This is a genomic window from Massilia sp. Root335 (assembly GCF_001425685.1).
Taxonomy (GTDB): domain Bacteria; phylum Pseudomonadota; class Gammaproteobacteria; order Burkholderiales; family Burkholderiaceae_D; genus Telluria; species Telluria luteola.
On record NZ_LMCY01000043.1, the window covers coordinates 76,410 to 96,567 of the forward strand.

20 protein-coding genes are annotated in these 20,158 nt (G+C 67.0%); 15 read left to right on the plus strand and 5 right to left on the minus strand.

Going from position 1 to position 20,158, the window contains the following annotated elements:
- The first annotated feature begins 9 nt into the window (after positions 1–9).
- The 10 genes from ASC93_RS21655 to ASC93_RS21700 are packed head-to-tail and all read left to right on the plus strand — an operon-like array spanning position 10 to position 9,123.
- Complete coding sequence (locus ASC93_RS21655; RefSeq protein WP_056447361.1) at positions 10–1,197, plus strand: type II secretion system F family protein; 1,188 nt, start codon at positions 10–12, stop codon at positions 1,195–1,197.
- Entirely contained in the window at positions 1,194–2,894 is a 1,701-nt protein-coding gene (locus tag ASC93_RS21660; protein WP_056447364.1) for a GspE/PulE family protein, read from the plus strand. Before ASC93_RS21655 ends, ASC93_RS21660 begins: the two co-directional genes overlap by 4 nt.
- A complete protein-coding gene (locus ASC93_RS21665) occupies positions 2,887–3,708 on the plus strand; it encodes a hypothetical protein (RefSeq protein ID WP_082548243.1) in 822 nt (273 codons plus the stop codon). Before ASC93_RS21660 ends, ASC93_RS21665 begins: the two co-directional genes overlap by 8 nt.
- Positions 3,705–4,256 carry a PilN domain-containing protein gene (locus tag ASC93_RS21670; RefSeq protein WP_056447366.1) on the plus strand — a complete coding sequence of 184 codons (552 nt, stop codon included), beginning with the start codon at positions 3,705–3,707 and terminating at the stop codon, positions 4,254–4,256. The genes ASC93_RS21665 and ASC93_RS21670 overlap by 4 nt, the downstream gene beginning before the upstream one ends.
- A complete protein-coding gene (locus ASC93_RS21675; RefSeq protein ID WP_056447368.1) occupies positions 4,253–4,840 on the plus strand; it encodes a hypothetical protein in 588 nt (195 codons plus the stop codon). The genes ASC93_RS21670 and ASC93_RS21675 overlap by 4 nt, the downstream gene beginning before the upstream one ends.
- On the plus strand, positions 4,837–5,430 hold the full coding sequence (locus tag ASC93_RS21680) for a hypothetical protein (RefSeq protein ID WP_229412832.1): 594 nt from the start codon (positions 4,837–4,839) through the stop codon (positions 5,428–5,430). Before ASC93_RS21675 ends, ASC93_RS21680 begins: the two co-directional genes overlap by 4 nt.
- Positions 5,427–7,526, plus strand: a complete 2,100-nt coding sequence (locus ASC93_RS21685) for a secretin N-terminal domain-containing protein (protein WP_307189023.1) — start codon at positions 5,427–5,429, stop codon at positions 7,524–7,526. The genes ASC93_RS21680 and ASC93_RS21685 overlap by 4 nt, the downstream gene beginning before the upstream one ends.
- On the plus strand, positions 7,523–8,002 hold the full coding sequence (locus tag ASC93_RS21690; RefSeq protein ID WP_056447369.1) for a type II secretion system protein: 480 nt from the start codon (positions 7,523–7,525) through the stop codon (positions 8,000–8,002). Before ASC93_RS21685 ends, ASC93_RS21690 begins: the two co-directional genes overlap by 4 nt.
- 4 nt (positions 8,003–8,006) lie before the next feature.
- On the plus strand, positions 8,007–8,387 hold the full coding sequence (locus tag ASC93_RS21695) for a type II secretion system protein (RefSeq protein WP_056447372.1): 381 nt from the start codon (positions 8,007–8,009) through the stop codon (positions 8,385–8,387).
- Entirely contained in the window at positions 8,374–9,123 is a 750-nt protein-coding gene (locus tag ASC93_RS21700) for a type II secretion system protein (protein WP_056447375.1), read from the plus strand. The genes ASC93_RS21695 and ASC93_RS21700 overlap by 14 nt, the downstream gene beginning before the upstream one ends.
- 115 nt (positions 9,124–9,238) lie before the next feature.
- Here the strand turns inward: ASC93_RS21700 and murJ are convergent, their stop codons facing one another.
- Positions 9,239–10,783, minus strand: a complete 1,545-nt coding sequence (gene murJ, locus ASC93_RS21705; protein WP_056447377.1) for a murein biosynthesis integral membrane protein MurJ — start codon at positions 10,781–10,783, stop codon at positions 9,239–9,241.
- Positions 10,784–10,982: 199 nt separating this feature from the next.
- Here murJ and rpsT point away from each other — a divergent pair, with 199 nt between their 5' ends.
- Positions 10,983–11,249, plus strand: coding sequence for a 30S ribosomal protein S20 (gene rpsT / locus ASC93_RS21710; RefSeq protein ID WP_056447379.1), 267 nt, complete (start codon positions 10,983–10,985; stop codon positions 11,247–11,249).
- 184 nt (positions 11,250–11,433) lie between these two features.
- Here rpsT and ASC93_RS21715 read toward each other — a convergent pair whose 3' ends face one another.
- The gene (locus tag ASC93_RS21715; RefSeq protein WP_056447381.1) at positions 11,434–11,643 is read right to left on the minus strand and encodes a hypothetical protein; all 210 of its coding nucleotides are present in this window, start codon (positions 11,641–11,643) and stop codon (positions 11,434–11,436) included.
- A gap of 132 nt (positions 11,644–11,775) precedes the next feature.
- Complete coding sequence (locus ASC93_RS21720) at positions 11,776–12,342, minus strand: pseudouridine synthase (protein ID WP_056447383.1); 567 nt, start codon at positions 12,340–12,342, stop codon at positions 11,776–11,778.
- A gap of 145 nt (positions 12,343–12,487) precedes the next feature.
- On the opposite strand from ASC93_RS21720, the gene icd reads away from it, so the two are divergent.
- On the plus strand, positions 12,488–13,741 hold the full coding sequence (icd, locus tag ASC93_RS21725; protein ID WP_056447638.1) for an NADP-dependent isocitrate dehydrogenase: 1,254 nt from the start codon (positions 12,488–12,490) through the stop codon (positions 13,739–13,741).
- Positions 13,742–13,902: 161 nt separating this feature from the next.
- Here icd and ASC93_RS21730 read toward each other — a convergent pair whose 3' ends face one another.
- Positions 13,903–14,106, minus strand: a complete 204-nt coding sequence (locus tag ASC93_RS21730; protein WP_036165387.1) for a cold-shock protein — start codon at positions 14,104–14,106, stop codon at positions 13,903–13,905.
- 326 nt (positions 14,107–14,432) lie between these two features.
- On the opposite strand from ASC93_RS21730, the gene clpS reads away from it, so the two are divergent.
- The 3 genes from clpS (at position 14,433) to ASC93_RS21745 (ending at position 18,843) form a co-directional block, all read left to right on the plus strand.
- Positions 14,433–14,735: an ATP-dependent Clp protease adapter ClpS gene (clpS, locus tag ASC93_RS21735; RefSeq protein ID WP_027864722.1), complete on the plus strand. Its 303-nt coding sequence runs from the start codon at positions 14,433–14,435 to the stop codon at positions 14,733–14,735.
- Positions 14,732–17,032, plus strand: coding sequence for an ATP-dependent Clp protease ATP-binding subunit ClpA (clpA, locus tag ASC93_RS21740; protein ID WP_056447385.1), 2,301 nt, complete (start codon positions 14,732–14,734; stop codon positions 17,030–17,032). Before clpS ends, clpA begins: the two co-directional genes overlap by 4 nt.
- Before the next feature lie 179 nt (positions 17,033–17,211).
- Complete coding sequence (locus tag ASC93_RS21745; protein WP_082548244.1) at positions 17,212–18,843, plus strand: methyl-accepting chemotaxis protein; 1,632 nt, start codon at positions 17,212–17,214, stop codon at positions 18,841–18,843.
- Between the two features lie 122 nt (positions 18,844–18,965).
- Here the strand turns inward: ASC93_RS21745 and ASC93_RS21750 are convergent, their stop codons facing one another.
- Positions 18,966–20,150, minus strand: a complete 1,185-nt coding sequence (locus ASC93_RS21750; RefSeq protein ID WP_056447640.1) for a PLP-dependent aspartate aminotransferase family protein — start codon at positions 20,148–20,150, stop codon at positions 18,966–18,968.
- Positions 20,151–20,158 lie beyond the last annotated feature (8 nt).

Consider the following 20,158-nt stretch of genomic DNA (forward strand, 5'->3'; position numbering starts at 1 on the left):
GGCCATTCCATGCAGTTCGCGGTACGCACCCTAGCACCGGACATGCACATCGCCAGCGTGCTCGTCGACGCCCCGGATGAGGCGGACGCGCGCCGCCAGGTCGAGGCGCGCGGGCTGTTCGTCAGCGCCATCGAACCCGTGCACGCGCCGCTGCTGCGCCGCCAGCGCGGCGGCAAACTGTCGCTCGTGCTGTTCAGCCAGGAGTTGCTGGCCCTGCTGACGGCGGGCCTGGGCATCGTCGAAGGCCTGGAAGCGCTGCTGGAAAAGGAAGCCAGTCCCGCCACGCGCGGCGTGCTGGAACGCCTGCTCGCCGGCCTGCGCGAAGGCAAGCGCCTGTCCGCCGTGATGGCCGCGCAGCCGGCGCTGTTTCCGCCGCTGTACGTGGGCATCGTGCGGGCGGCGGAAGGCACGAGCGACCTGCCGCGCGCGCTCGAACGCTATATCGAATACCAGCAGCGCATCGACACCGTGCGCGCCAAGGTCGTCAGCGCCTCCATCTATCCGGCGATCCTGCTGCTCGTGGGCGGCGGCGTGTCGATCTTCCTCATGTCGTACGTCGTGCCGCGCTTCGCCGAGGTGTACCAGGGCGCGGGCCGCAACCTGCCGTGGATGTCGCGGATGATGCTCGAGTGGGGCCAGTTCGCGGGCCGCCACGCGGCCGGACTGCTGATCGGCTTCGTGGCCACCGTCGCCGGCGCCACGGTGGCGATCCGCCGCGCGTTGAAACGTGGCGGCGCCGCGCGCCTGCTGGCGAAACTGCCCGGCATCGGCGAGCGCGCCCGCATCTACGAACTCTCGCGCCTGTACCTCACGCTGGGCATGCTGAACGAAGGCGGCATCACGCTCGTCAATGCGATCGACACCGTGCAGGGCATGGTGTCCCCGGCGGTGGCCGGCAGCCTGCGCGCGGCGCGCGCCGCGATCGAGGCGGGACGGCCGCTGTCCGACGCGTTCGAGGCCAACGGCCTCACGACGCCGATCTCGCTGCGCATGCTGCGCGTGGGCGAGCGCACGGGCGCGATGGGCACGATGCTCACGCGCTCGGCCGCGTTCTACGATGGCGAGATCGGGCGCTGGATCGACCGCTTCACGCGCACGTTCGAACCGCTGCTGATGGCGGCCATCGGCCTCGTCGTCGGCGCCATCGTCGTGCTGCTGTACATGCCGATCTTCGACCTGGCCGGAGACATGTCGTGAACGCGCCCCTCGCCAGTCTCGACGCCGCGCTGCTCGCCCGCGCCCGCGCACAGAGCCGGCAGTCGCGCCGTTCGCTCGTGGAGGAACTGCAAGGCTTGTCCGGCCTGGAACCGCGCGAGATCGTGGGCCTGCTGGCCGGGCCGTTCGGCCTCACGGTCATGGAAACGCCCGAGATGTTCGGCCAGCAGCCCGCGTTCGACCTGCTGCCGCTGGCGCAGGCGCTGCCGCGCCACTGCGTGCTGCTGCGCGACGACGCGAAACGCCTGACGGGCGTGATCGCCGACCCGTTCGACCTCGATCTGCAGACATGGCTGCAGGCGCAGGCCGGCGCGACGGCGGCGGCGCCGCTGCACCTGCGGCTCGCGCTGCAATCCGACATCCAGGCCTACCTCGGCAAGCACGAGGAGTCCGCGCGCGCCGTCGACACGCTCGGCGGCGACACCGGCGCGAACGCCTCCGACCGGCGCGACGGCAAGAGCGCGACGGTGCTGTCGTTCGCGTCCGTGTCGGAAGCCGCGAGCCCCGCCGTCAAGCTCGTGAACTCGACCCTGTACGACGCCCTGAAGGCCGGCGCCTCCGACATCCACCTGGAGAGCACTGCCGGCGGCCTCGCCGTCAAATACCGCGTGGACGGCGTGCTCGATCACGCGGCCTCGGTCGGCGGCGTCGAGCTGGCGGAGCACATCATCTCGCGCCTGAAAGTGCTGGCGGAACTGGACATCGCCGAGCGCCGCGTCCCGCAGGACGGCAGCTTCCGCGTGGAGTCGGCCGGGCGCGACATCGACCTGCGCGTGTCGATCATGCCCAGCATCCACGGCGAGGACGCCGTCATCCGTATCCTCGACAAGCGCGCGATGATCGAAGCCTACGGCTCGCTGACGCTGGAAGCGCTGGGCTTCGACGCGCCGTCGCTGGTCACCCTGCGCGCGCTCGCGCAGGAGGCCTACGGCATGCTGCTGGTGACGGGGCCGACGGGTTCCGGCAAGACGACCACGTTGTACGCGGCGCTCACCGAGATCCACAACGGCCGCGAAAAGATCATCACGATCGAGGACCCCGTCGAATACCAGCTGCCCGGCATCCTGCAGATCCCCGTCAACGAAAAGAAGGGCCTGTCGTTCGCGAAGGGCCTGCGCTCGATCCTGCGCCACGATCCGGACAAGATCATGGTCGGCGAGATCCGCGACCGCGAGACGGCGGAGATCGCTGTGCAGTCGGCGCTGACGGGCCACCTCGTGCTGACGACGGTCCACGCCAACAACGTGTTCGACGTGTTCGGGCGCTTCACGCACATGGGGATCGATCCGTATGCGTTCGTGTCGGCGCTGAACGGCATCTGGGCGCAGCGCCTGATCCGCATGAACTGCCCGCGCTGCGCCGTGCAGTACACGCCGGCCGACGAGGAACTGGCGTCCGCCCACCTGGCGCGCGCGGACGTGGCGGACTACGTCTTCATGCGCGGCCAGGGCTGCGGCGATTGCCGCGGCACGGGTTACAAGGGGCGCCGCTCGATCGCCGAGATCCTCACGCTGAACGACGAGATCCGCGAACTGATCGTCGACAAGCAGCCGATCCGCCGCATCAAGGCGGCGGCCGCCGCCAACGGCACGCGCAGCCTGCGCATGGCGGCGCTGGATCTCGTCAAGCGCGGCGCCACGACGATCGAGGAAATCCGGAGGGTCACGCTGCATGCTTAGTTCGTTCAAGTCCGGCTTCGGCCAGTCCCTGCGCATCGGGATCGCCCCGGACGCGCTGGCGCTCGTGCGCACCAGCATCTGGCCGCACGAGCGCGCGCGCCTGCTGGGCCAGGTCGCGGCGACGGGAGCCGATCCGGTGTCGCTCGGCGCCGCACTCGGCATGCTGCTGGGCGAGCATGACGTGGCCGGCCTGCCGGCCACGGTGGTGCTGTCGGACGATCTCGTGCGCCTGTGGCAGGTGACGCCGCCGCAGGGCGCGGCGCGCCTGGCCGACCTGGAAGCCGCGGCCGCGCTGCGCTACCAGGCGCTGTTCGGCGGAGGCCTCGGCGGCTGGAGCATCAGCGCCGACTGGGACGCCGCGCGCCCGTTCCTCGCGGCCGCGCTGCCGCTGGCGCTGCTCGAACAGCTGACGGCGGCGGCATCCAGCCAGCGTTTCAGGCTCGTCGAGATCGTGCCGCAGTTCGTCGCCGCGATGAACCAGCACCGCCGCGTGCGCCGCGCGGGGGCGTGGTTCGGCGTCGTGCACGGCGGCGTGCTGTCCGTGGCCGCGTTCGACGGCGACCTGCTCGCCGCGGTGCGCACGGCCCCGATACCGGCCGGCGCCGACCGCGACTGGCTGGAAGGCCACGTGGCGCGCGAGGCGTTGCGCGTGGGCCTGTCGCGGCCGGAACGCCTGCAGATCTGCGGGCCGGCGCCGACGGGCTGGGCGAGCAGCGCGGGACGGTTGAAATTCGCCTGCACGCTGTTCGAGGACGAGACCGATCCGCTGTGGCCCGATTGCGCGCGGCTCGCGCTGACGGGGAGGGCGCCATGAAGAAAGTCCGCATCGATTTCGCGCCGCCGAGCCTCTCCCGGACCTGGTATCGCGCGCCGCCGGGGACGTGGAGCCTGCTGATCGCGGCGGTCGCGTTCGTGGGGCCGCTGGCCAGCACGGTCGCGCAGTACCGCGGCCTGCAGCGCATGGAGGCGCAACGCACGGCGCAGGTGGCCGAGGCGCGGGCACGCGCGGCCGCGCGCGCGCCCGTGGCGGCGCCCGCGCGCACGGTGCCGCCCGCGCAGGCCGGCGCCGTGAACGCGTCCGTGCAGCAGCTGAACCTGCCGTGGCGCGGCCTGCACGACGCGGTCCAGGCGGCGACGCCCGCCAGCATCGCTTTGCTGGCGCTCGAGCCGGACGCGAAAAAGAGCACCGTGCGCATCACGGCGGAAGCGAAGAGCAGCGACGACATGATCGCCTACGTCGAGCAGCTGGAGCGCATCGAGTGGTTCACCACCGTGCTGCTGGCGCGCCACGAGATCAACGAGCAGGACCCGAACCGGCCGATCCGCTTCCAGGTCGACGCCCAGTGGAGGGCCGCCCAATGAAGACGACGTTCGCCTCGCCCATGCTGCGGCTGCGTTTGACGCTGCTGCGCGCGAACCCGATCGTGCTGGCGGCCGCAATCGCGCTGGCCGTCATGGCCGGCGGGCTCGCGTGGACGCTGAACGCCGTGTGGGCGATGGAACGCGCGCAGGAAGCGTACGCCGCGCAGGCGAAGCAGAAAGCGCAAGCGGCGCGCGTGCCGCAACCCGCGCCCGCGCCGGCACCCGCGCCCGCCCCGGCCCCGGACAACCTCGCCGCGTTCTACGGCGCGCTGGGCGAGCGCCACGGCGCCGAGCAGCAGGTCAAGACGCTGTTCGCCCTCGCGGCCAAGTCCGGCCTCGTGCTGCGCCAGGGCGAGTACAAACCGGGCTACGACCGCAACGCGCACGTCTACACGTACCAGGTGAACCTGCCCGTGAAAGGCAGCTATGCGTCGATCTGGCAGTTCGCGATGGCGGCGCTGCGCGCGATCCCGTTCGCCTCGCTGGACGAGATCACCTTCCACCGCGACGCCATCGGCGACGCGACCGTGGAAGCGCGCCTGCGCCTGACGCTGTACCTGCGCGACGGGAAGCCGCAGCCATGAAGACGGGCGGGATCAAGCCGCGCCACGCGATCCTCGCGCTGGCCCTCGCCGGCGCGGGCCTGCTGGCCGCGTTCGGCGACAAGGCGCCAACCGGGGGCATCGCCGAACCTTTGGTGCGTCCCGCGCAGCCGGCGCTCGTGCGCACGCCGGTGCCCGCGCGGGCGCCCGCCGCGGCGCCGGCCGCGAAGGCCGGCGATGCGGGCGAAGCGCAGGCGATCCTCGCGCTGGTGCCGCGCGACACGCTGATCGGCGACGGCGACGCCGCGTTCGGCCAGGGCCAGAACGGCGCCGGTCCGTTCGCGCACCAGGACTGGACGCCGCCCCCGCCGCCGCCACAGCCCGCGCCGCCGCCCCCGCCGCCACCGCCGCCCACCGCGCCGCCGCTGCCTTTCACCTTCATCGGCAAGTCCGTCGGCGACGGCGCCTGGGAGGTCTACCTGGCGCGCGGCGCACGCACCTATGTCGTGCGCGAGAAGGGTGCCGTGATCGACGGGACGTACCGCGTCGATTCGATCGCCCCGCCGGTCCTGACCCTGACCTACCTGCCGCTGAACCAGGTTCAACAGCTCAATATTGGAGTATTCGATTGATCGCTCGCCCCATTCTGGCCCGCCGCCTGCTCCCCGCGCTGCTCGCCCTCCTGCTGTCCGGCTGCGCGGCACAAATGGCCTACCGCGAAGGAAACGAGCTCGTGGCCCAGGACAAGGTCGAGGCGGGACTGTCGAAATACCGCGAAGCGCTGGCCGCGGATCCGGCCAACGTCGTCTACAAGGCCGCCTTCCTGCGCGCGCGCGACGCCGCGACGAACCGCCTGCTGCCCCAGGCCGACCATGAACTGGCCGACGGCAAGCCGGAACTGGCCGTGGCCGATTACGAGCGCGTGCTGGCGATCGATCCCCTCAACGAACGCGCGCGGGCCGGCCTGCGCCAGGTCGAGGCGGACCATCGCCACGGCGTGCTGATGGGCGAAGCGCGCGCCGCGCTGGAGCGCAAGGATTACGACACGGCGAAAACCAAGCTCACCGCCATCCTGACCGAGCGCCCGACCCATGAAGCGGCGCGCCGGCTGCTGGCCGAAGTCAACGAGAAGATCGCGGCCAACTCGCCCGAGGCGGCGCTGGCGGCCGTGTTCCGGACGCCCATCAATCTCGAATTCCACGACGCGCCCCTCAAGCAGATCTTCGAAGTCATCGCGCGCCACTCGGGCCTCAACTTCCTGTTCGACAAGGACGTCAAGACGGACCAGCGCGCGTCCATCTTCCTCAAGAACAGCACGGTGGAAGCGGCCATCTACTACCTCCTGATGACCAACCAGCTGGAGCGGCAGGTCATGGACGGCAACACGATCCTGATCTACCCGAACATCGCGGCCAAGCAGAAGGAATACCAGGAGATGACGGTCAAGACCTTCTACCTGGCGAATACGGACGCCAAGACGATCGGCAACACGCTCAAGACGATCCTGAAATCGCGCGACGTGGTGGTGGACGAGAAGCTCAACCTCGTGATCCTGCGCGACACCCCGGAAGCCGTGAAGCTGGCGTCGCAGCTGGTGGCGCTGCAGGACGTGCCGGAGGCCGAGGTGATGCTGGACGTCGAGGTGCTGGAAGTGCAGCGCAACCGCCTGCTCGACCTGGGCGTCGACTGGCCCACGAGCCTCGCGTTCGCGCCGCTGCTGTCGGCGACGGGCGGCGCGATCACGATCGACGAGCTGCACCACCTGAACAGCCAGACGATCGGCGTGACGGGCGTCGCCGGTTCCATCACCGCGAGCAAGACGGACGGCGATTCCGAAACGCTGGCCGCGCCCCGCATCCGCGTGCGCAACAAGGAAAAGGCCAAGGTCGTCATCGGCGACAAGCTGCCGACCATCACGACGACGATTTCGTCGGGCGTGGGCGGCTTCGCGTCGGAGTCGGTGAACTATGTCGACGTCGGCCTGAAGCTGGACGTCGAACCGACGATCTACCTGAACAACGAGGTTGGCATCCGCATCTCGCTCGAAGTCAGCAACCTCGTCGACACGGTCACGACGAAGGGCGGCACGACGGCCTACCGCATCGGCACGCGCTCGGCGTCCACGATGCTGCAACTGAAGGATGGCGAGAACCAGGTGCTGGCGGGCCTGATCAAGAACGAGGACCGGTCGAGCAGCACCAAGCTGCCTGGCCTCGGCGACTTTCCGATCCTGGGCCGCCTGTTCGGCAGCCAGCAGGACACGCGCAACAAGACCGAGGTGGTGCTGTCGATTACGCCGCACCTGATCCGCAACCTGCAGCGCCCGCCGGCATCCAGTTCCGAATTCAGCGCCGGCACCGAGGCCAGCTTCCGGCGCCGCCCCGACACGAGCGTGCGCTCGCCGGTGCAGCTGCCGGCCCAGGGCACGCGGGCGTTGCCGGGCATGCCTGCGCGCGTGCCGGTGCCGGCGCAGCCCGCGCAGGCGCCCGCGCAACCGCATGCGCCGCCGCCCGCGGCAGCGAACGTGCAGGGCGGGATGGTCCCGGCCAGCAGCGTCGGCGCCAGCGCCGCGCTGCCGCCCGCACCGGCGTCCGTGGCGCCGTCGGAACTGCCGTCCGCGCCGCCGATCCAGATCACGCCGCTGCCGCAGCCGGAGGTCATGCCGATGCCCCAGCCGGCCGCCAACCGCGTGCCGGCATCGCAGGCCGCGTTCCCGAACCAGAAATGAACGCCCGGCGCCCGCGCGGCTTCACGCTGATCGAGCTGCTCGTCACGCTGGCGATCCTGGCGCTGCTCGGGACGCTCGTCGTGCCGACCGCCCAGGTCGTGCTGCAGCGCCGCCACGAACAGGCGCTGCGCCTCGCGCTGCGCGAGATCCGCGCCGCCATCGACGCCTACAAGAAGGCGGGCGACGAGGGCCGCGTCGCGCGCGCGGCGGGCGCTTCCGGGTATCCGCCGAAACTGGAGGTGCTGGTCGAGGGCGTGCCCGACCAGCGGAGCCCGAAGAAAGCCAAGATCTATTTTCTGCGCCGCCTGCCGCGCGACCCGTTCAACGGCGACGCCGACCTGAAGGACGCCGAGACCTGGGGCAAGCGCAGCTACGCCAGCGAGCCGGACGAGCCGAAGGAAGGGGACGACGTGTACGACGTCTACTCGACCTCGGGCAAGGTCGGGCTGAACGGCATCCCCTACGACCGCTGGTGAGCGCATGAAGATGAAACGCAAGCTGGGCTTCACCCTGATCGAACTGCTGGTCGTGCTGGGCATCGTGGCGCTGCTGCTGACGCTCGCGGTGCCGCGCTTCTTCCCGAAGGTCGACAGCGCCAAGGAGACGATCCTGGCCGAGAACCTGCGCAACACGCGCGCCGTCATCGACCAGTTTCATGACGACACCGGGCGTTATCCGGAATCGCTGCAGCAGCTCGTCGAGAAAAAATACCTGCCGGCGCTGCCGTTCGACCCCATCGCCGACAGCGACTCGGCCTGGATCGTCGTCCCGCCGGAAGACGGCGACAAGGGCGGCGTCTACAACATCCGCAGCGGCGCGCCGGGCTCGGGGCGCAACGGCACACCGTATGCGGAATGGTAAAGCGCTCCGGCGCGAGGGCGGCTTCACCTACCTCGGCCTCGTGATCCTCGTGACCGTGATCGGCCTCGTCGGCGCGGCCACGTTGAAGGTCGACTCGCTGCTGCGCAGGGCACAGGCCGAGGACGACCTGCTGGAGACGGGCGCCGCGTTCAGCGAAGCGCTGCGCACGTATGCCGAGGCGACGCCCAAGGGCCAGCCGTCGCAGCCGCCGTCGCTGCAGGAACTGTTGAAGGACCCGCGCTTTCCCGGCGTGCGCCGGCACCTGCGCAAGATCTACGTCGACCCGCTGACCGGCAAGGCCGAGTGGGGCATCGTGTGGGCCAATCCGGGCGAGCGGCGCGGCGTGCTGGCCGTGTACAGCCTGTCGAAGGCGAAGCCGCTGAAGGTGGCGCATTTCGACGCGCGCTTTTCCGGATTCGAGAACAAGCAGCACATCTCGGACTGGAAATTCGTGGCGACCGGGCAGGGCCTCGTGCAGGGCCAGGTGCTGGCACAAGGCAAGCCCCAGGCGCAGGGCCAGCCGTCGCTGTTCCAGGCGCCGCCCGCGGGCGCGCCGCCGGAGCAACCGTCGCTGTTTCCCGGGCGGGGCGCGACGCAGTCGGACACGGCGCGGCCGGACGACAGTCCGGCGCCCGCGCCGTCCGAGCCGGCCGTGACGGCACCGGCACCGTTGGAGAAAGACGGGGAGCCCGCGCCGTCCGCCGCGGACGACGGCCGCCAGGGTCTATCTGACTAACGAAAAGCCAGCGGCATCAGTTTTACGTCGTTCCCGCGGAGGCGGGAACCCAAGTTTGAAAGGCCGCCTGCGTAAAGTGGGTCCCCGCCAAGGAGTGCCCAGGCGGACCGGCCCGTCACTTGGCGCGGCGCATGAACTGGCGCGGACGGAAGCCCAGCGCCAGCAGCGCGGCGAAATACACGCTCGCGCTGGCGCCGATGATGAGGAACAGGGCGCCGGCGCGCAGCACGGCGTGGGCGCGCAGCGCGGCCCAGTCGAGCTGCGCCTGGCTGAACCACGCCACGGCGCCCATCAGCGCGACGGCCACGACGACCTTCACGAAGAACGGCAGCCAGCCCGCATGCGGCACGTAGATCGCGCGCCGGCGCAGGCCCGTGAACAGGAACGTCGCGTTGATGCAGGCGCCCAGGCCGATCGACAGCGCGAGTCCCGCCACGCCGAGCACCGGCACGAACACCATGTTCATCAGCTGCGTGGCGACGAGCACGCCGACGGCGATTTTCACCGGCGTGCGGATGTCCTGGCGCGCATAGAAGGCCGGGGCGAGGATCTTGACGAGGATGATGCCCAGCAGGCCGGCCGCATAGGCCATCAGCGGCGCCGTGGCGGCGGTGACGGCATGCGCGTTGAAGGCGCCGTAGTTGAACAGCGTGGCGATCAGCGGCTCGGCCAGCGCGGCCAGGCCGACGGCCGCCGGCAGCGCGAGCAGGAACGTGAGGCGCAGGCCCCAGTCGAGCAGGGCGGAGTATTCGGCGGTGTCGCCGTCCGCGTTCGCCTTCGACAGGCTGGGCAGCAGCACCGTGCCCAGCGCCACGCCCAGCATGCCGGTGGGGAATTCCATCAACCGGTCCGCGTACTGCAGCACGGAGACGCTGCCGGCGCCCAGGCGCGACGCGATGTTCGTGTTGATGAGCAGGCTGATCTGGGCGGCCGACACGGCGAACACGGCCGGACCCATCTTCTTGAGGATGCGGCGCACGCCGGGATCGGCCAGGCCGGCGAGGGGATTGAACGACAGGCGCGGCAGCATGCCGATGCGTTGCAGGGCGGGAATCTGGATGCCGACCTGCAGGACGCCGCCGACCATCACGGCCACGGCCATCGAATAGACGGGCACCTCGAAATACTTCACCATGAACAGCGAAAAAAAGATCGAGGACAGGTTCCACAGCACGGGCGTGAACGCCGGGATCTTGAATTCGCGCCAGGTATTCAGCACGGCGCCGGCCAGCACGACGAACGACATGCACAGGATGTACGGGAACATGAGGCGGGTCATGACGACGCCGGCATCGAACGCCGCGCCCTTGAGGCCGCTGGCGATGACGTACAGGACGACGGGCGCGCCGATGATGCCGATGATGCTGGTCGCCAGCGTCGCCCACACGAGGGTATTGGCCACGTGGTCGACGAGGGTGCGGGTGGCGGCGTCGCCTTTCTGGCTCTTGTATTCGGCCAGGATCGGCACGAAGGCTTGCGAGAACGCCCCTTCGCCGAACAGGCGGCGCAGCAGGTTCGGCAGGCGGAAGGCGATGTTGAAGGCGTCGGTGTAGTCGCTGGCGCCGAAGGCGCGGGCAAACAGGGAGTCGCGCAGCAGGCCGGTGATACGGGACAGCATCGTCATGCTCGAGATGGCTGCCAGGGTCTTGAGTAGGTTCATAGCCCGCGATTATAGCTGGGCTAGTGCCTCCAGAACCCTTTGCGCTGACGAAATGCGAACGAGGATTTGCCCTGCGATGAAACCTTCGCTATAATCGAGGGCTGTATTGAATTCTGTTAGCAGACACTCGTTTGGCAGGCACTGGAATGGGCCGGTTTGAATGTTTGCAAACGCAACTTGACCCCGATTAGGAAATTCCATGGCAAATACCGCACAGGCACGCAAGCGCGCTCGTCAAGCAGTCAAGCAAAACGCACACAACTCGGCCCAGCGCTCGACCCTGCGTACCGCAATCAAGGCCGTCCGCAAGGCCATCCAGGCTGGCGACAAAGCCGCTGCCTCGCAAATCTTCCAGCAATCCGTGTCGACCATCGACAGCATCGCTGACAAGAAAATCATCCACAAGAACAAGGCCGCTCGCCACAAGAGCCGCCTGGCTGCCGCCCTCAAGGCACTGTCGGCTTAATACACCCGACAGCAACGCACGCGCGGCCGCAGGCCGCGTCCAGCGTGGATGAAAAGCCCGCCCGACTACGTCCGGCGGGTTTTTTGTTGCCTGAAACCGGGGTCAGGGCCCGGTTTTGGGCAATAAAAAAGCAGCCTGGCAGGCTGCTTCCTGGCAGGCCGGAGCCTGCTGGATGTCGAGAAGCTTACTTGGTTGCCGGCTCGGCAGCAGCAGCGTCGGCGGCAGCGGCCTTCTTGGCTTTCTTGTGGTGCTTCTTCATTTTCTTCGCAGGAGCGGCGGCCGGCTCGGCGGTGGTCGATGCGGCCGGAGCGGCTGCGGCCGGGGCCGGGGCTTGCGCGGCGAATGCGGAAACGGCGAACAGGGAAGCAACCAGGCCAGCGATCAGTTTGGACATTTCGGGTTCCTTTAAGAAGAAGGTGATCCACAACGGTGAATCTGTTCCCTTAACGATGCCCAAGAGTTGCCGGTTGACAGGCTTTTGTCGCTCCCACATTAACTTTTAGAAAGGTTGATTTTCCTCAACCCGTCAACCCTTGCCGCCCACGGCCGCCTCCGGCACTTCCATCCATTCCCCGGGCATCAGCGGATGCGTCGCCAGCGAAAACGGGCCGATGCTCGAGCGCACGAGGCGCAGCGTGGGCAGGCCGACGGCGGCGGTCATGCGCCGCACCTGCCGGTTCTTGCCTTCCTCGAGCGTGATGGCGACCCAGCTGGTCGGCTTGTCCTGGCGCACGCGGATGGGCGGGTTTCTCGGCCACAGCCAGTCTGGTGCCGCGATCAGGCTCGCGTGGCACGGCTTCGTCGTGAAGTCGCCCAGGTCGATGGGGGCCCGCAGGCGATCGAGCGCGGCGCGGTCGGCGACGCCCTCCAGTTGCACGAGATACGTCTTCGCTTCCTTGTGGTCGGGGTGGGCGATCTGGTGCTGCAGGCGGCCGTCGTCCGTGAGCAGCATCAGGCCTTCGCTGTCGGCGTCGAGGCGCCCGGCCGGATAGATGTTCGGGATGGTCAGGTAGTCGGCGAGGGTCTCGCGGTCGTCCTCGCGCGAGAACTGGCACAGTACCTGGAAGGGTTTGTTGAACAGGATGAGGGACATGAAGAATGGATTTGGTGCATAATGTTGTGCCAGTGTTGCGTCTTAGACAAGACCGACGGCCATATCACTATTCTAATGGAGATCGCAGACCTGGCGGGCTGACGCCGCCTTCGCGACCCGCCGTGCGCCCACTTCGGAGAACATGATGCTTCAACATATCAAAGTACCTACCGATGGTCAAAAGATCACCGTCAACCCGGACTTCACGCTGAAGGTCCCCGACCAGCCGGTGATTCCCTATATCGAAGGCGACGGCACCGGCGTCGACATCACGCCCGTGATGCTCAAGGTCGTCGACGCGGCCGTGGCGAAGGCCTACGGCGGCCGGCGCAAGATCGCGTGGATGGAAGTGTTTGCCGGCGAGAAATCGACGCAGGTCTATGGCCCGGACGTGTGGCTGCCGGCCGAAACGCTGGACGTCGTGCGCGAGTACGTCGTGTCGATCAAGGGCCCGCTGACGACGCCCGTCGGCGGCGGCATCCGCTCGCTGAACGTTGCGCTGCGCCAGGAACTCGACCTGTACGTCTGCCTGCGCCCCGTGCGTTATTTCACCGGCGTGCCGTCGCCGCTGCGCGAGCCGCACAAGACCAATATGGTGATCTTCCGCGAGAACTCGGAAGATATCTACGCCGGCATCGAATGGGCGGCCGAGTCGCCCGAGGCGAAGAAGGTCATCGAGTTCCTGACCCGCGAGATGGGCGTGCGCAAGATCCGCTTCCCGGAGACCTCGGCGATCGGCGTCAAGCCGGTGTCGCGCGACGGCACGGAGCGCCTTGTGCGCAAGGCGCTCCAGTATGCGATCGACAACGACAAGCCGTCCGTGACCATTGTCCACAAGGGCAATATCATGAAGTACACGGAAGGCGGGTTCCGCGACTGGGCCTATGCGCTGGCGCAACGCGAATTCGGCGCCGAGCTGATCGATGGCGGTCCGTGGTGCAAGTTCAAGAACCCGCGCACGGGCAAGGACATCGTCGTCAAGGATTCGATCGCGGACGCGTTCCTGCAGCAGATCCTGCTGCGCCCGGCCGAGTACAGCGTGATCGCCACGCTGAACCTGAACGGCGACTACGTCTCCGACGCGCTGGCGGCGCAGGTCGGCGGCATCGGCATCGCGCCGGGCGCCAATATGTCCGATTCGGTCGCCATGTTCGAAGCGACGCACGGCACCGCGCCCAAGTATGCGGGCAAGGACTACGTGAACCCGGGTTCGCTGATCCTGTCGGCCGAAATGATGCTGCGCCACATGGGATGGACGGAGGCTGCCGACCTCATCATCAGTTCGATGGAAAAGGCGATCGCGTCGAAACGCGTCACCTACGACTTCGCGCGCCTGATGGAGGGCGCCACCCAGGTATCGTGTTCGGGCTTTGGCGAGGTCATGATCGAGAATATGTAAGCAGTTTTATTGACGCACATCAAGCCCCGTCCATGCGGGGCTTTTTGTTTTCTCCACTAATATATAGAGAGTGCGATGCAGGGCGCGTGAGGCAGGCGTATTTTGTGCGTTGCGCCATAAAAAAACCCCGCCGTAGCGGGGCTTTCTGCTTCCGAGGGTGCTTACGCGCCGACGATGTTGGAAGCTTGCTTGCCTTTCGGGCCTTGCGTGACTTCGAATTGGACTTTTTGACCTTCTTTGAGGGTCTTAAAACCGTTCATATTGATCGCGGAGAAATGTGCGAACAAATCTTCGCCGCCGTCATCAGGGGTGATGAAGCCAAAACCTTTGGAATCATTGAACCACTTAACAGTACCTGTTGCCATAAAATAACCTTCGATTAAAAACAAATCACACGAGCCATAAAAGCAAGAAGCTTCTTGCCCCCTCCTCAGCCTGCTCACTTCTTATCAACAAGTACATAAGTACATGTCAATAACTGCATTGTTGGTGCAATAATCTTGTAAGTCAAGCGGTTTTGAACACGCGTTGTAAAAATTTACATAGTGGCCAAAAATCAAGCTCTTGATTTTCGCAACGGAACCGCCATCTGCGCACCAACTGGAAAACGCGTAAGATGGAAAGCAAATGGGATTACCCTGAGCGTTAGTTTCCGCACACACGAAGATCGAAAGCAATTTAGAATACCCCTATGGCAACCAAGCACGATACCGAACAGCTGCTGGAGCGGCAGACAGTCAAGCCACCTCCCTTGTATCAGGTGGCGTTGCTCAATGACGACTACACGCCGATGGAGTTCGTGGTCGCCATCATCCAGGAGTACTTCAACAAGGATCGCGAGACGGCGACGCAGATCATGCTTTCTGTACACCGCCATGGCAAAGGCGTGTGCGGCGTGTTTTCCAAAGATATAGCGTGTACCAAAGTGGAGTTTGTATTAACGCATGCGCGCAAGGCAGGCCACCCCCTGCAGTGCGTGATGGAGGAAGTATGATTGCGCAGGAACTTGAAGTATCACTACACATGGCCTTTGTCGAAGCGCGGCAGGCTCGGCACGAGTTCATCACGGTCGAACACCTGCTGCTGGCGCTGCTCGACAATCCGTCGGCCGCTGAAGTCCTGCGTGCGTGCGCGGTCAATATCGAAGACCTGCGTAAGACCTTGACGAATTTCATCGGCGACAACACTCCGACGGTGCCCGGCACCGGCGAAGTCGATACCCAACCGACGCTGGGCTTCCAGCGCGTGATCCAGCGGGCGATCATGCACGTCCAGTCGGCGTCGAACGGCAAGAAGGAAGTCACGGGCGCGAACGTGCTTGTGGCGATCTTCGGCGAGAAGGACTCGCATGCCGTTTACTACCTGCACCAGCAGGGCGTGACCCGTCTCGACGTGGTCAATTTCATCTCGCACGGCGTGCGCAAGGACCAGCAGATCGACAGCCAGAAGGCGTCGGAAGGCGTGGAAGAAGCGCAGGTCGAAGGCCAGGCCAAGGAAAGCCCGCTGGATCAGTTCACCACGAACCTGAACAAGGCTGCCGCCGACGGTCGCATCGACCCGCTGATCGGGCGCGAAGAGGAAGTGGACCGCGTGATCCAGATCCTGTGCCGCCGCCGCAAGAACAATCCGCTGCTCGTGGGCGAGGCCGGCGTCGGCAAGACAGCGATCGCGGAAGGCCTCGCATGGCGCATCGTCCAGGAAGACGTGCCCGAGATCCTGCAGAATGCCGTCGTGTATTCGCTGGACATGGGCGCCCTGCTGGCGGGCACCAAGTACCGCGGCGACTTCGAGCAGCGCCTGAAGGCGGTGTTGAAGCAGCTCAAGGACACGCCGAACGGCATCCTGTTCATCGACGAGATCCACACGATCATCGGCGCCGGCTCGGCGTCGGGCGGCACGCTCGACGCATCGAACCTGCTCAAGCCGGCCCTGGCGAACGGTCAGCTGAAGTGCATCGGTGCGACCACGTTCACGGAATTCCGCGGCGTGTTCGAGAAGGATCATGCATTGAGCCGCCGCTTCCAGAAAGTGGACGTGAACGAGCCGTCGGTCGAGCAGACCGTGCAGATCCTGCGCGGCCTCAAGTCGCGCTTCGAAGAGCACCATGGCGTGAAGTATTCGGCGTCGGCGCTGTCGACTGCGGCCGAGCTCGCTGCGCGCTTCATCAACGACCGCCACCTCCCCGACAAGGCGATCGACGTGATCGACGAAGCGGGTGCGGCCCAGCGCGTGCTGCCGAAGTCGAAGCAGAAGAAGACCATCGGCAAGACCGAGATCGAGGACATCATCGCGAAGATCGCGCGGATTCCTCCGCAGACCGTCAACCAGGACGACCGCAGCAAGCTGCAGACCATCGACCGCGACCTGCGCAACGTCGTGTTCGGGCAAGACCCGGCCATCGATGCGCTGGCGTCCGCGATCAAGATGGCCCGTGCCGGCCTCGGCAAGCAGGACAAGCCGATCGGTTCGTTCCTGTTCTCCGGCCCGACCGGCGTCGGCAAGACGGAAGTCGCGAAGCAGCTGGCGTTCATCCTCGGCATCGAGCTGGTACGTTTCGACATGTCCGAGTACATGGAACGTCACGCCGTGTCGCGCCTGATCGGTGCGCCGCCGGGCTATGTCGGCTTCGACCAGGGCGGCCTGCTGACCGAGGCCATCACGAAGAAGCCGCATGCCGTGCTGCTGCTGGACGAGATCGAGAAGGCCCATCCGGACATCTTCAACATCCTGCTGCAGGTGATGGACCATGGCACGCTGACCGACAACAACGGCCGCAAGGCGGACTTCCGCAACGTGATCATCATCATGACCACGAATGCAGGTGCGGAAAGCCTGACCAAGCGTTCGGTGGGCTTCGTGGATTCGAAGGCGCAGGGCGACGAGATGGCCGACATCAAGCGCATGTTCACGCCGGAGTTCCGCAACCGCCTGGATGCGATCATCAGCTTCCGTGCGCTGGACGAGGACATCATCCTGCGCGTCGTGGACAAGTTCCTGATGCAGCTGGAAGAGCAGCTGCACGAGAAGAAGGTCGAAGCCATCTTCACCGAGAAACTGCGCAAGTTCCTCTCGAAGAAAGGTTTCGATCCGCAGATGGGCGCCCGTCCGATGTCGCGCCTGATCCAGGACATGATCCGCAAGGCGCTGGCCGACGAGCTGCTGTTCGGCCGTCTCGTGAACGGTGGCCGCGTCACGGTCGACCTGAACGAGAAGGACGACGTGTTCCTCGAGTTCCCGGAAGGGGACGTCCCGCCGCCGCCGGAGCCGGTCGAGACCGTCGAAATCGAATAAGCGATCCCGGTCGCTGCAACGAAAGCCCGCCTCGTGCGGGCTTTTTTTCGTCCCGGATCAGGACGCGCGCCTTGTCATTCGCATGTCACAAAAGAATGCGTGTGTGTCACATATATTCATTTTGATGTCATATGGCATTCCTATAATCGGTCGCATCCCTCCCATCCGGACATTGCCCCATGCGACTTGCGCACCTCCAGACCGGCACCAAGATCATCGGCGCCTTTGCCGTGGTGTCTCTTGCCATCGTCATCATTTCCTTCGTCGCGCTGTGGCGCATGCAGGCCGCCGACGCCATCACGAACGATCTCGTCAACGATAAACTGGCCCGCCAGCAGCTGACGGCGGAGTTGCTGGGCGTGACGCGCCTGAACGGCGTACGCACCGTCGCGATCGCCCGCAGCGACAGCCTCGAAGCCGCCGATTATTTCCAGGGCCTGCTCGCGCAGGGCGACAAGAACGCGGCCGCGCTGGAAGCGAAACTGGGCGCGCTGGCCTCGAGGACGGATGAGCGCGCGCTGATCGACGGCGTCGCGCAGCGCAAGGCCGCCTATCTGAAAGTGCGCGCGCAGGTGTTCCAGGCCAAGGATCTCGGCAAGACGCAGGAAGTCGAACAGATGGCGGCCGGCGACCTGGCGGCGACGTTCGACGCCTACACGCACGCCCTCGACGCGCTGCTCGCCTGGCAGACGCGCGAGGCGCACGCGATGGCGGCGACGTCCGCGCAAGCCTTCGCGCTCAGCCGCGTGCTGCTGCCGGCGTTCGGCGCGGCCGCGCTGCTGATCGGTTGCGCGGCCGGCTGGCTGCTCACGCGCAGCATCGTCACGCCGCTGCAGGATGCCGTCGTGCTCGCCGAGCGCGTCGCCAAGGGCGATCTGTCGGCCACCATCGCGCACGACCGCGGCGACGAGATCGGCCGCCTGTTCGACGCGCTGAACGATATGACGGGCGCCGTGTCGGCCACCGTCGTGAAGGTGCTCGACAGTGCGCAGATGATCGACGACGCATCGGCCGAGATCGCGGCCGGCAACCGCGACCTGTCGCAACGTACCGAAGCCCAGGCGTGCAGCCTGCATGCGACCGTGCAGGCCATGTCCGACCTGACCGAGGCCGTGGAGCAGAACCACGTCAACGCGCACGACGCCAACGGGCTCGCGCTGGCCGCATCCGGCGTGGCGCGGCAGGGCGCCGGCGCCGTCGAGCAGATGGTCGAGCGCATGGAAACGATCCGCCAGTCGGCCGCGCGCATCGGCGACATCACGGCGATGATCGACGGCATCGCGTTCCAGACGAATATCCTCGCGCTGAACGCGGCCGTCGAAGCGGCCCGCGCCGGCACCGAAGGACGCGGCTTCGCCGTCGTGGCGGCCGAGGTGCGCAACCTGGCCCAGCACTCGGCGGCGGCGGCGAAGGAGATCAAGCACCTGATCGGCGAATCGACGGGCGCCATCGAATCCGGCGCCGGCATCGCCAGCGCCGCGGGCGGCACGATGCGCGAGATCCTCGACCGCGTGCAGCAGGTGGCCGACCTGCTGCATGCGATCGACGGCGCCAGCTCGGAACAGGCGGCCGGCATCGCCCGGGTGCGCGGCGTCATCGCCGACATGGACGAAGCGACGCAGCAGAACGCGGCGATGGTCGAACAGGCGGCGGCCGCCGCGGCGACGCTGCGCGCGCAGGCGGAGGGGTTGACGGAGGTCGTGGCCACGTTCCGCGTGCGCAGCGAGGAGGCGGGGCGTCACGTGCTGGTCGTGGAAGACGAGGACGAGCAAGGCCGCGGGCTGGCATTGCCGGCGCCGGCGTACGCCTGAGTCGCCGGCGCCATCCTTACCGTCGTTCCCGCCCAGGCGGAACCCAAGTATTGCGTGCATCGCCGCGGCGCACGCGACATTGGGTCCCTGCCTGCGCAGGGACGACGTTCATATTGCGCGGCCTAAATCGCCGCCAATGCCTTCGCCAGGTCCGCCCGCTGGTCGTCGACGTGCTCGATCCCGACCGACAGCCGGATCAACCCGTCGCCGATCCCCAGCCGCGCGCGCTGGTCCGCCGGAATCGTCGCATGGGTCATGATGGCCGGATGCTCGATCAGGCTCTCGACGCCGCCGAGGCTCTCGGCCAGCGTGAACACTTCGCACTGTTCGAGGAAGCGGCGGGCGCCGGCGATGTCGGTGTCGAGATCGATGGAGATGATCCCGCCGTAGCCGTGCATCTGGCGCCTTGCCAGTTCATGCTGGGGATGCGCGGCGAGGCCCGGGTAGTAGACGTGCCGGACCTTGGCCTGGCCCTGCAGCCACTGCGCCAGGTCGAGCGCATTGGCGTTGCTGCGTTCGACGCGCAGCGCCAGCGTCTTGATCCCCCTGAGCACGAGGAAGCTGTCGAACGGTCCCTGGATGGCGCCGACGGCGTTCTGGATGAAGCCGAGGCGTTCGCGCCAGGCCTGCTGGTGCGCCTGGCCGCCGACGACGGCAATGCCGCCGATGACGTCGGAGTGGCCGTTCATGTACTTCGTCGTCGAGTGCACGACGATGTCGATGCCCAGTTCCAGCGGACGCTGGTTGATGGGACTCGCGAACGTGTTGTCGCACACCGTCATCACGCCGCGCTCGCGGCACTGCTGCGCGATCGCGTGCAGGTCGGCGAGCTTGAGCATCGGGTTCGTCGGCGTTTCGACCCACACCATCTTCGTCTCCGGCCGCAGCGCGTTTGCCAGCGCGAGCGGGTCCGTCAGGTCGACGTAGGTGAATTCGTGGCCGGCGCTCACGCGGCGCACGCGCTCGAACAGGCGGTAGGTGCCGCCATACATGTCGTCGCCGGCCACGATGTGCGAACCGGCCGGCAGCAGTTCGAGCACGGCCGCGATGGCCGCGAGGCCGGACGCGAACGCGTACGCGGCGCCGCCGCTTTCGATGTCGGCCACGCAGCGCTCCAGCGCCCAGCGCGTGGGGTTGTGCGAGCGGCCGTAGTCCAGGCCCTTGTGCACGCCCGGGCTTTCCTGGGCAAAGGTCGAGGTCGCGTAGATGGGCGGCATCACGGCGCCGGTGGCCGGGTCGGGTGCCTGGCCGCCGTGGATCACGCGCGTGGCGATGTGGCGTTTTTGGGTGTCTTCTGGATGGCTCACGGGATAAC